The sequence below is a fragment of the Methylobacterium sp. WL9 genome (genome assembly GCF_008040035.1).
GTDB lineage: Bacteria > Pseudomonadota > Alphaproteobacteria > Rhizobiales > Beijerinckiaceae > Methylobacterium > Methylobacterium thuringiense.
Window position 1 is genome coordinate 36,912 of record NZ_VRVE01000022.1, and the last position, 11,530, is coordinate 48,441.

Annotated in this window: 8 protein-coding genes; 5 read left to right on the forward strand and 3 right to left on the reverse strand. The window is 69.2% G+C overall.

Annotated elements, in window-relative coordinates:
* Positions 1-41: 41 nt before the first annotated feature.
* From FV217_RS09585 to FV217_RS09605, 5 genes are all read left to right on the forward strand, one after another.
* Positions 42-1,853, forward strand: a complete 1,812-nt coding sequence (locus FV217_RS09585) for an extracellular solute-binding protein (RefSeq protein ID WP_246682750.1) — start codon at positions 42-44, stop codon at positions 1,851-1,853.
* Positions 1,854-1,866: 13 nt separating this feature from the next.
* Complete coding sequence (locus FV217_RS09590) at positions 1,867-2,970, forward strand: microcin C ABC transporter permease YejB (RefSeq protein ID WP_147816965.1); 1,104 nt, start codon at positions 1,867-1,869, stop codon at positions 2,968-2,970.
* Positions 2,971-3,160: 190 nt separating this feature from the next.
* Positions 3,161-3,667 carry an N-acetyltransferase gene (locus FV217_RS09595; RefSeq protein ID WP_147816966.1) on the forward strand — a complete coding sequence of 169 codons (507 nt, stop codon included), beginning with the start codon at positions 3,161-3,163 and terminating at the stop codon, positions 3,665-3,667.
* A gap of 28 nt (positions 3,668-3,695) precedes the next feature.
* On the forward strand, positions 3,696-4,577 hold the full coding sequence (locus FV217_RS09600) for an alpha/beta hydrolase (protein WP_147816967.1): 882 nt from the start codon (positions 3,696-3,698) through the stop codon (positions 4,575-4,577).
* Positions 4,578-4,877: 300 nt separating this feature from the next.
* On the forward strand, positions 4,878-5,957 hold the full coding sequence (locus FV217_RS09605; protein WP_147816968.1) for a catalase family protein: 1,080 nt from the start codon (positions 4,878-4,880) through the stop codon (positions 5,955-5,957).
* A 172-nt stretch (positions 5,958-6,129) separates the two neighbouring features.
* On the opposite strand, the gene FV217_RS09610 is transcribed toward FV217_RS09605, so the two are convergent.
* The 3 genes from FV217_RS09610 to FV217_RS09620 all read right to left on the reverse strand — a co-directional run.
* Positions 6,130-6,828 (reverse strand): hypothetical protein, encoded by a 699-nt coding sequence (locus FV217_RS09610; protein ID WP_147816969.1) that lies wholly within the window; start codon positions 6,826-6,828, stop codon positions 6,130-6,132.
* Positions 6,829-6,852: 24 nt separating this feature from the next.
* Positions 6,853-8,937, reverse strand: coding sequence for a hypothetical protein (locus tag FV217_RS09615; RefSeq protein WP_147816970.1), 2,085 nt, complete (start codon positions 8,935-8,937; stop codon positions 6,853-6,855).
* Between the two features lie 169 nt (positions 8,938-9,106).
* A partial coding sequence (locus tag FV217_RS09620) for a DUF4159 domain-containing protein (RefSeq protein WP_147816971.1) occupies positions 9,107-11,530 on the reverse strand: 2,424 nt, incomplete at its 5' end.

Genomic DNA, 11,530 nt, shown 5'->3' on the forward strand with positions numbered 1-11,530 from the left:
GCGATCTGCTTGTAGGCGTAGGTGCGCTCGCCGCTTTCGGTGTGCTTCCGAAGGGCTCCCACGCCGCCGAGGTACGGGTAAGCCACGGCCTCTCCAGCTTCGGCGACCTGAAATACGCCGCCGATTTTCGCAGCTTCGACTACGTGAACCCCGAGGCTCCGCGCGGCGGCAGCTTCTCGGCGCAGATCGTCCAGACCTTCGGCAACCAGGCTTTCGACACCTTCGACACCCTCAACGCCTATGTCTTCCGCGGCAACGGCGCGGCGGGGATGAACCTCGCCTTCGACACCCTGATGGTGCGGGCCCTCGATGAGCCGGACGCGCTCTACGGGCTCGTCGCGCGCGCCGTCGAGATCAGCCCGGACGGCCTGACCTACCGCTTCTTCCTGCGCCCGCAGGCGCATTTTCACGACGGCACCCGGCTGACGGCGAAGGACGCCGCGTTCTCGCTGTCGATCCTGAAGGAGAAGGGCCACCCGACCATCTCGCAGGTGATCCGCGACATGGTGGAGGCCTCGGCCGAGAACGACGAGACGCTGGTGGTGCGCTTCGCGGCCGGCCGCAGCCGCGACCTGCCGCTGGTGGTGGCGCAACTGCCGATCTTCTCCGCCGCCTACTTTAACACGCGCGACTTCGAGGAGCCGACGCTGACGGCGCCGCTCGGCTCCGGCCCCTACCGGGTCGGGCGCATGGAGATCGGCCGCTTCATCGAGCACGAGCGCGTCCCCAACTACTGGGCGGCGGACCTGCCGGTGACGCTCGGCCAGAACAATTTCGACCGGATCCGCTACGAGTACTTTCGCGACCGGCAGGTGGCGTTCGAGGCCTTCAAGGGCGGCGCCTTCACCTACCGGCAGGAATACACCTCGCGGATCTGGGCGAACGGCTACGACTTCCCGGCCGTGCGCGAGGGCCGCGTGAAGCGCGACACCCTGCCCGACCTGTCGCCGCCCAACATCCAGGCCTGGTATTTCAACACCCGCCGCGAGGCGTTTCGCGATCCGCGTATCCGCGAGGCCATCGGGCTCTGCTTCGATTTCCCCTGGACCAATCGCTCGGCGATGTTCGGCGCCTATACCCGCACGAGTTCGTATTTCGAAAAAACCGACCAGATGGCGAGCGGGCCGCCCTCGGCCGAGGAACTGGCGCTCCTCGAACCGTTGCGCGAGAAACTGCCGGCGTCTTTCGTGAAGGACGTCTTCGGCGAGCCGTTCACCCTGCCCACGGCCGACGGGACGGGGCAGGACCGGACGTTGCTGGCGCGCGCCGTCGCGCTGCTGAAGGAGGCCGGCTGCACCCGTGAGGGCGGAACGATCCGCCTGCCCGGCGGCAAGCCGCTGGAATTCGAGTTCCTGGACAACGATTCCCTTTGGGAGCCGATCACCCAGCCCTTCATCAAGAATCTCGGACTGATCGGCATCAAGGCGAGCCAGCGCATCGTCGACGCCTCGCAGTACCAAGCGCGGATCCGCGACTTCGATTTCGATGTCGCCTCCCGCGCCATGGGGGCCGACCCGACGCCCGGCCCCGAGATCCGCGAGGCCTTCGGTGCGCGCTCGGCCGGCATCCCCGGCTCCAACAACCTCGCCGGAATCGGCGAGCCGGCGATCGACGCGCTGCTCGACCGGATCGCGGGCGCCGCCTCGCGGGCGGAGCTGACCATCGCCTGCCGCGCCCTCGACCGCGTGCTGCGCGCCGGTCGCTACTGGATCCCGATGTGGTACTCCCCGAACTACAAGCTCGCGGTCTGGGACGTGTTCGGGCATCCGGACACGCCACCGAAATACGCCCTCGGCACCCCGGGCCTGTGGTGGTTCGACGCCGACAAGGCCAAGCGGATCGGTCGGAACTGAGGACGCGAACCGCATGCTCGCCTATATCGCCCGTCGCATCGCCCTGATGATCCCGACGATCTTCGGGATCATGCTGATCACCTTCGCGATCATCCAGTTCGCCCCCGGCGGCCCGGTGGAGCGGGTGCTCGCGCAGATGCAGGGCCAGCAGGAGGGCTCGCTCTCCCGCATCACCGGCGGCCAGGGCGACATGGGCGGCGGCGTGACGCGCGGCGGCAGCGGCGAATCGAACTCGAAATACCGCGGCGCGCAGGGGCTCGACCCGGCCTTCATCAAGAAGCTCGAGGTGCAGTACGGCTTCGACAAGCCGGCCCCCGAGCGCTTCGCGAAAATGCTCTGGGACTACGTCCGCTTCGATTTCGGAAAGAGCTACTTTCGCGATGTGTCGGTGCTGCAACTGATTAAGGAGAAGCTGCCGGTCTCGATCTCGCTGGGGCTCTGGATGACGCTGATCTCCTATGCGATCTCCATCCCCCTCGGTATCCGCAAGGCGGTGAAGGACGGGTCGAGCTTCGACATCTGGACGTCGAGCGTCGTCATCATCGGCTATGCGATCCCGAGCTTCCTGTTCGGCCTGCTGCTGATCATCGTTTTCGCCGGCGGCTCGTTCTTCCAGATCTTTCCGATCCGGGGGCTCACGTCGGAAAACTTCGACCAGCTCAGCCTCGTCGGCAAGGTCGCCGACTACGCCTGGCACCTCGTGCTGCCGCTCTCCGCCCTGGTGCTCGGCGCCTTCGCCACCTCGACGCTGCTGACGAAGAACTCGTTCCTCGACGAGATCCGCAAGCAATACGTGATGACGGCGCGGATGAAGGGCCTCACCGAGACGCGGGTGCTCTACGGCCACGTCTTCCGCAACGCGATGCTGATCGTGATCTCCGGCTTTCCGGGCGCCTTCATCACGGCGTTCTTCACCGGCTCGCTGCTCATCGAAACGATGTTCTCGCTGGACGGCCTCGGGCTCCTGTCCTTCACCGCGATCATCGGGCGCGACTACCCGATCGTGTTCGCGACCCTCTACATCTTCTCGCTGATGGGGCTGGCGGTGAACCTGCTGTCGGACCTGATCTACACCTGGATCGATCCGCGCATCGACTTCTCCGCCCGCGCCGCGTGAGCACTGATCTCGGCATGGCCGAACCTCCCCCGTCATCGCGAGCGCAGCGAAGCAATCCAGGGCGACACCCGCTACGTCGGCCCGTTGGCCCTGGATTGCTTCGGCTTCGCCTCGCAATGACGGCTGAGCCATTGGCACACCAGGGTTCGAGATCGCCGCGCGGAGCCGTCCTCAGTCGGCAGACCTCGCCTTGACGGCTTTACCTCTCGTCATCCGGCGCGAGCACCCTGACGATGCGCAAGCGATCGAGCGCCTGCACGCCCGCGCCTTCGGCCCCGGCCGCTTCGCCCGCACGGCCTACCGCCTGCGCGAGGGCGCGGCCGCACTGCCGGAGCTCTGCTTCACCGCGCTCGTCGGGACCTACCTCGTCGGCTCGCTGCGGTTCAGTGCGGCCGAGGCCGGCGGCCGGCCGCTGCTGGCGCTCGGTCCGATCACCGTCGATCCGAGTTTTGCCAATCGCGGCATCGGCTGCGCCCTCATGCAGGCCGGCCTCGACGCGGCGCGGGCCGGCAGCCACGGCCTCGTCATCCTCGTCGGCGACCTGCCGTATTACCGGCGCTTCGGATTTTCGCCCGTGCCGATGGGCCGCCTCGTGCTGCCGGGACCGGTCGATCCGGCGCGCTTCCTGTGGCTGGCCCTTGCCGAGGGCGGCAGCGACGGCGTTTCGGGGAACGTGAGCGCTGCCCGCGGGCTTTGACCTTCCGAAACGGAAGGAGCGGACCCGAATGGTGGACATCCGGCACGAGACGGTGCGGGCGAACGGCGTGGACCTTCACGTCGCGCGAGCCGGGCAGGGGCAGCCGCTGGTCCTGCTGCACGGCTGGCCGGAATTCTGGCTTACCTGGGAGCCGGTGATGCAGCGCCTCGCCGACCGGTTCGACCTCATCGCGCCGGACCTGCGCGGCTTCGGCGCCAGCGAGAAGCCCGATCCCGGCCCCTCCGATCGGGCCGGCGCCGAGGTCCATGCGGCGGATATCGTCGCGCTGCTCGATGCCCTCGGCCTCGCACGGGCCGGACTCGTCGGGCACGACGTCGGCGCTTATGTCGGGCAGGCCCTGGGGCGGTCCGCGCCGGAACGGCTCACCGGTTTGTTCTTCTTCAACTGCCCCTATGCCGGCATCGGCTCGCGTCTGGCGCAGCCGGAGATGCTGGCCGAGATCTGGTACCAGTCCTTCCACCTCAAGGATTTCGCTGCCACGACGGTCGGCGCCTCGCGCGAGGGGTGCCGGGCCTATATCGGCCACTTCCTGCAACACTGGGCCGGCGGCAATCCGTCAGCCTTCGACGACGTGATCGAGGCCTTCACCGACAATTTCATGCTGCCGGGCAACCTGCAGGGCGGGTTCAACTGGTACCGCAGTGCCCAGGAAGGCCGCCTCGCCATGATCCGCGGCGAGAGCCCGAGCCTGCCGCCGATCACTGTCCCGACCTGCGTGCGCTGGGGGGATCGCGACCCGCTGTTTCCCTACGCCTGGACCGACCGCCTCGGCGAGTTCTTTGCGGATTTGGACTTGGCGCCGTTCGAGGGGGCGGGACACTTTCCGCATCGGGAACGGCCGGACGCGGCGGCGGCGGAGATCGCCCGCTTCTTCACGGGGAAGGCGTAGCCGCGCAGCTCATACGGTTTCCAGGTGATCGAAGCGGTCGATGACAGCACCCTCCTCCCCCTTGTGGGCAGGAGGTAGGAGGTGGGGGTGGTGCAGAAGGAGGCGCAACGCTCGATCCTGAACCACCCCCACCCCTGGCCCCTCCCCACAAGGGGGAGGGGAAAAACCGGACGGTCCGATCCAACCGCTGGGAAACGGCCTCACACAGTCGTGACGGGTCGTCGGCGTACCGAGCGGACGATCCCGGGAACACCGGTCTACAGCCACGGTTCTCTGGAAGAATTCCAGGAGAGACACGGCATGACCAGCACACCCGTCCGCTACAGGCCGGACGTCGAGGACGTGAAGCCCGACGAGGCGCAGACGATCGAAGGGCTCTGCGAGACCTTCGACACGATCCTCCAGACCACGGCGGAGAATGACGGCCACGCGATCCGCTCGGTCCACGCCAAGTCGCACGGCATTCTCGAAGGCACGCTGACGATCGACGCGAACCTGCCGCCGGAGCTGGCGCAGGGTCTCTTCGCGAAGCCCGGCACCCACACGGTCTTCATGCGGATGTCGACCAATGCGGGCGACATCCTGCCCGACGCCGTCTCCCTCCCGCGCGGCCTCGCGCTGAAGGTGCTGGACGTTGACGGCGAGCGCCTGCCCGAGGCCGAGGGTACGACGCAGGACTTCGTCATGGTCAACGGCAAAGTGTTTCAGGCGCCGAACGCGGAAAAGTTCTTGGGCAGCCTCAAGCTCCTGGCGAAGACGACGGACCGGATCGAGGGGGTGAAGGTCGCGGCCTCCACCGTCCTGCGCGGCGTCAACAAGGCGCTGACGGCGGTGGGCATCGAGAGCCCGACGCTCGGTGCGCTCGGCGGCGCGCCGAACGTCGATCCCCTCGGCGAGACCTATTACAGCGTCACGCCGTTCCGCTACGGCGACTACATCGCAAAATTCTCCGTCGCGCCGGTCGCGCCCGCTCTGACCGCCCTCACCGGCACCGAGATCGATGCGTCGGGCCGGCCCGACGCGATCCGCGAAACGGTGCAAGCCGAGATGCGCGGGATCGAGGGCGTCTGGGAGTTCCGGGTCCAGCTCTGTCGCGACCTCGACCGCCAGCCGCTCGAGGATCCGACGGTGGAGTGGAACGAGGAGGAGGCGCCGTTCCAGCGGGTCGCCACCATCACCGCCCGCCCGCAGGACAGCTGGGACGCCGCCCAGGTCGACGCCGTGAACGAGCGCATGCGCTTCGGCGTGTGGACGGGGCTCGCCGCCCACCGGCCGTTGGGCAACATCAACCGCGCCCGCAACGCCCCCTATCGCCATTCCGCGAAGTTTCGGGAGCGCTTCAACGGCTGCCCGATCCACGAGCCGACAGGCGGCGACTGACAGGTCGTCATCAGATAGCGTTCGATGCCGCCCCGCAGCTACCGAGCTTGCGAGGCAGTGTCACAGGGTTGGCTGCTGAGTTCGGCTCTCGTGCGGCTCAAGCGCTGCCGTCGTTGCTTCGCTAAGCTCGCAATGACGATGGGGGATTGGCAGCGATCAACCGGACGTCGTCTCACCACAGCGAAAACTCGACGCCGAAATCCGTCGTCTTGAGCGGCTGGCAGGGCTCAGGATCTGCATGACAATCGACCTGCGGCACGAGCGCCAGCCGGCCGTGTGCGGCCTCGTCGAAGCGCAGCTTCACGGCTGGGTCGTCGGCCTTTTCGTAGACGAGGCTCACCTCGAAGCGCACGAGATCGCTCTGCCGCCGGTCCACGTAGACGATGAGGTCCCGCGAGACCGCCTCGCCCGGCGCGAGATCGGACGGGCTGGAATCGTGGTCCGTCGCGCCGGCAAACAGCGTGCCCTGGCGCAGCAGCACCGTCCCCGGCTCGTCGAGCCTGTATCCGGTCGTGTCCGTGACCCGGTTGCCGCGGCCGGTGGTGCCGGCCGGCTTCGAATCCTCCCCGAACCGGGCACGCACGCCGATCACGTTGTAGGTGAGGCCGAGCACCCGTACCCCCGCCTGACCGACGTTCTTGCGCATCACCGTCGAGCGGATGGCGACGTGATCGTCCCGTTCGCCCGCCATCACCAGGGTCGCCGTGACCGAGACGGCCGGCGGTTCGAGGCCCGGCTTGATCCGGGCCTCGTAGATGAAGGTGTAGACGCCCCAGGCGCCGGCCGCGATGATCGCGGCCGTCTGGACGAGGTTGTTCAGCCGTTCGGCGTCGAACCGACGGGCTTCTTTTGCGGGTTTTGAATCGGTCATGCTCTGTGGCGATCTGGCAGGGCGTCAAGCCGCCCGGCCACGCCGTCCCTCGACGAGCCACATCGCCAGCACCGCCAGGGCCAGCGCGGCGAGCGCCCACAACCCGAGCGCCAGCGGATAGACCTCGACCCCCAGAATATTGGCGCTGTCGCTCGGCCGGAAGCCGATCCAATCGGCGCCCCCTAAGCGGCCACCGCGTACGGCCTGGAGCCGCGGCACGGTGGTCGCGCCGTTGGCATCGGCGAGGCGGCGAATGGTGCCACCGCTGGATTCCGCCACGGCCTTCAGGCGCTCGGTGTCGCTGAAGACGTCGGCGAGTTCGCGCGGGTTGGCCGGGCCAACGCTGACGAAGGCCACGAGATTGCCAGAGCGCAGCGTGTGCAGGCCGAGCTGCTCGGCCTCGAAGGCCGCGGTGAACAGGCCCGGCTCCGCTTGAGTCAGGTCGAGAGTGCGGGCGTTGCCGGTTGGGCCGGTGACGGTGACGGGTTCGGCCGTCTCCTTCATGGTCTGGCGCTCGACCCGGACCTCGCGGCCCCGGCCGGTGGTCTGGGCGCGCAGGGCCTCCTCCTCGAGGCCCGGCTCCTTCATCAGCCAGTGGGCGAGGCGGCGCAGCAGGTCGAGATAGGGGCCGCCCTGCTGGTAGCCGCGCGCCCAGAGCCAGGACTGGTCCGAGAGCATCAGGGCGACGCGGCCCTTCTCCTCCCGCGAGAGGTTCAGGAGCGGCAGGTTGCTCGCGCCGGACAGGATCGGCTGCACGCCGGGCCGGGACTGCGCGGAGACGATGCGCAGCCAGTCGCCCCAGGCCGGCGGCTTCGACTCGGAGCCCGGTAGCGCCCGCGTCACCGGATGGCGCGTGCCGACATCGGTGATCGCCGCCTTGAACGCCTGCTCGACCACCTTGCCGTTCGGCTCGCCCGGCAGCACCGAGGAGAGCCGCGTGCGGGCGAGGCTCATCGGCGAGGCGAATTCCGGCCCTGCCGCCACCAGCAGCGCACCGCCCTCGCGGACGTAGCGGACGATGTTGTCGAAATAGGCCGACGGCAGCACGCTCTGGTTGGCGTAGCGGTCGAAGATGATCAGGTCGAAGTCCTTGATCTTCTGAACGAACAGCTCGCGGGTCGGAAAGGCGATCAGCGAGAGTTCGGAGATCGGCGTGCCGTCCTGCTTCTCCGGCGGGCGCAGGATGGTGAAGTGCACGAGGTCAACGTTGGCGTCGGACTTCAGGAGGTTGCGCCAGGTGCGCTCCCCCTGGTGCGGCTCGCCGGAGACGAGCAGCACGCGCAGCTTTTCGCGGATGCCCTCGATGGGGAGGACGGCGCGGTTGTTGACCGTGGTCAGCTCGCCCGGCAGCGGCTCGACCTCGATCTCGACGACGTTCGGGCCGCCATGCTCGATCTTGGTGGTGAGTGAGAACGGCTGGCCGGTGGGAAAGGTCTTGCGGCCGAGTTCCTCGCCGTCGCGGCGCACCGTGACGGTGGCGCTGCCGGTGCCGCCGCGCTCCTGCACCTCGGCGCGGATGGTCAGGTCCTTGCCGACGATGCCGAAGCGGGGGGCTTCCAGCATCTTGATCTGGCGGTCGCGCTCGTCGGGGTGGCCGGTGACCAGGACGTGCAGCGGCGCTTTGATGCCGAGCGCTTCGAGGGAGGCCGGGATGTCGTGTACGACGCCGTCGGTGAGCATGACGACGCCGGCCAGCCGCTCCGGCGGCACGTCGGCGAGCGACTGCGAGAGGGCGGTGAACAGCTTGGTGCCGTCGTCGCCGTCCTTGGCGTCCTGCACGTCGATGAAGCGTGGCTCGATGTTGGCGAGACCGCCGAAACGGCGCTCCAGCTCGGCCTTCACCTGATCGGTCATCTGCGGCCGGTCGCCGAGGGTCTGCGAGCCCGAGCGGTCGACGATGATCGCGGCCACGTCCTTCACCGGCTCGCGGTCTTCGCGGACGAGGGACGGGTTGGCGAGGGCGGCCAGTACCAGGGCGAGAGCCACGGCGCGCAGCAGCGCGGTCCGCCCGCGCGCGACGATGGCCAGCACGGCGAAGACCGCGACGACGATGCCGAACCCGGCGAGCACCGGCCACGGGATCAGCGGCGTGAAGCTGAGGCTCAGCATGCGGCGGGGCCTTCAGTGGTGAACTGGCGTGTTCCCCTCCCCCTTGTGGGGAGGGGTAAGGGGTGGGGGTGGTGCCGCTTGGTGTTGCGAAGGCCGGTGGCACCACCCCCACCTCCAACTCCTCCCCACAAGGGGGAGGAGAGCCCGTCGCGGCAGAGCATCAAAAAACTCACTGGCCCAGCCGCTCCAGCAGCGCCGGCACGTGCACCTGATCGGCCTTGTAGTTGCCCGTCAGCGTGTAGATCACGATGTTGACGCCGCCGCGAAACGCCATCTCGCGCTGGCGCTGGTCGCCGCCGGACATCGGGTAGAGGGGGGCGCCGTCCTTGCTGAAGGCCCAGGCCGCGGCGAGGTCGTTGCCGGTGATGATGATCGGCGTGACGCCATCGCCGGCGCGTGCCGGCCGGCGCTCGGCGCCGTCCGTCGGGGCCGGGGGCAGGGCTTCGACCCAGGTCTGGCCGGTGGTGTAGCGGCCTGGGAAGGTGTCCACGAGGTAGAAGGCCTTCGTGAGCACGTGGTCGCTCGGGATCGGCTCCAACTCGGGCACTTCCAGCGTCGCCAGCATCTTTCGCAGGTACAGGCCCTCAGGGGTGGGCGGACCGCCGGGGCGGGCGACCTGGGCGTCGCGGGTGTCGAAGATCACAGTGCCGCCGTTGCGCATGAAGGCGTCGATCTTGCGGATGGCGGCCTCGCTCGGCTGCGGCCGGCCGGCGACGATCGGCCAGTAGATCAGCGGGTAGAAGGCCAGCTCGTCCTTGGCCGGATCGATCGCGGCCGGCTCGCCGGGCTCCAGCGCCGTGCGCGCGGCGAGCACCTGGGTCAGGCCCGACAGCCCGCTGCGGCTTGCCGTATCGACGGCTTCGTCGCCGGTCGTCACGTAGGCGAGGCGGGTGATGAGGGCGGATTCGGTGTTGCCGGCGCGGACGGACGGCCCGCCCTCTGCGCGGGCTGGACTGGCGCTCGGCGAGAGCGCGAAGAGGCCGACGGCAAAAAACGCGATCAGCGCCGGACGGCTGCGCAGGCGGCCGATGAGGCCGTTGCCGGATCCGCCACGGCCTCGTCCCAAAAATCCGCCGAGCCAGAGGCCGGCGAGGGTGTCGAGGATCAGGAGGGCCAGGGCGAGGCTGAACAGGACGGCGCGCAGGTCCAGCGTCTCGGCCCCGCCGAGGCCGCCGATGCGGGCGCCAGCGATGCCGGAGATGTCCAGCGGCTTCAGGCGGTCGTCGGCCTTGAGCGCGTTGACGCTGATGCCGTCCTCGGCCGGCCCGTAGAAGCCGGGCGGGTGGTCGTGCGTGGCGCGGTCACCGTAATCGGCCGAGACGGCGGTGGCGGAGGCCGGCGGGCTGCCGAGCGCGCCGAAGCCGTCGAGGGTCAGACGCGGTGCGAGCACGGCCGCCTTGGCCTGGGAGCCGTCGCCGGTGGCCGGCTTCGCGCCCGAGCCGGCCATGCCGACGACCCGGCGCAGCATGTCGACGAAGAGCCCCGAGAGCGGCAGGTTCGACCAGGTCGTGTCGGCGGTGACGTGGAACAGCACCAAGAGCCCCTGTCCGCGCTTCTCGGCAGTGACGACGGGCGTGCCGTCCTGCAGAGAGGCCCAGGTCTTGGCCGGAAGATCGCCGTCGGGCTCGGCCAGGATCTGGCGGCGCACGCCGATGTCGGCCGGCGGCTTGAGGCCGGCGAAGGGGCTCTCGGGCGGGAAGTCGGCCACCGTCTTCGGGTTGTCCCAGGAGAGGGTACCGCCGAGGTTGCGCCCGCCGCGGCGCAGCCGCACCGGCACCAGCGGGTCGTTGCCGGCAGCCAGCCGCGGGCCGGCGAAGCGCAGGAGCAGGCCGCCCTCGTCGACGAATTTCTCGACACGCCCGAGGGTCTTGTCGTCGAGCGCGCCGACATCGGCCAGCACCAGAACGGTGACCTGGTTGTCGAGCATCTGGCCGATCGCCTCGGCCGTACCCTGGCCGCCTCGGGACTGCTGCACGTCGGCGAAGGGCGTAAGAGCGCGGGAGAGGTAGTAGGTCGGCGCGAGCAGCGGCTGCGCCTGATCGGCCGTGCCGCCAAAGACGAGGCCGACGCGGCGGCGCTTACCGCGCTCGTCCATCAGCACCACGGCGCCTGCCGAGCGCTCGCCGGCCACTTCGAGCCGGGCGATGGTGTTGCGGATCTCGACCGGCAGGTCGAAGCCGATCTCGGCCTCGGTGGCGGCCGGCTCGAAGGTGAACGGCATCTCGGCGAGCGGCAGGCCCTTCAGGTCGAGGGCGCGCACGACGCCGGCATCGCGGCCGTTCGGGGCGGCGCGCAAGACGTGTGCTTTGAGCTGGCCGCCGGCCTCGCCCCCGGCGAGCGCCAGGGCGGGGGGCTGTTCGGCCTTGAGCACGGTCAGCGCCGTACCGTGTTTCGTCATCAGCTCGGACAGCGACTTCGAAAAACCGGTGCCGGCATCCTCGATGCCGTCGCTGATCCAGACGATGGCGGCGTTCGGCGTCCTGTCGAGGAAGGTGGCGATCTGCGGGAGATGCGCGGCACGGTCGGTGAGGATCGGGCGCGGCTGCACGGCGCGCAGGCGCTCCAGGGCGGCGGCGGGGGCCTTGGCCTCGAA

Coding starts and splice junctions, on each gene's coding strand:
- FV217_RS09590 (WP_147816965.1), top strand. CDS start 1,867: ATGCTCGCCTATATCGCCCGTCGCATCGCCCTGATGATCCCGACGATC.
- FV217_RS09600 (WP_147816967.1), top strand. CDS start 3,696: ATGGTGGACATCCGGCACGAGACGGTGCGGGCGAACGGCGTGGACCTT.
- FV217_RS09605 (WP_147816968.1), top strand. CDS start 4,878: ATGACCAGCACACCCGTCCGCTACAGGCCGGACGTCGAGGACGTGAAG.
- FV217_RS09610 (WP_147816969.1), bottom strand. CDS start 6,828: ATGACCGATTCAAAACCCGCAAAAGAAGCCCGTCGGTTCGACGCCGAA.
- FV217_RS09615 (WP_147816970.1), bottom strand. CDS start 8,937: ATGCTGAGCCTCAGCTTCACGCCGCTGATCCCGTGGCCGGTGCTCGCC.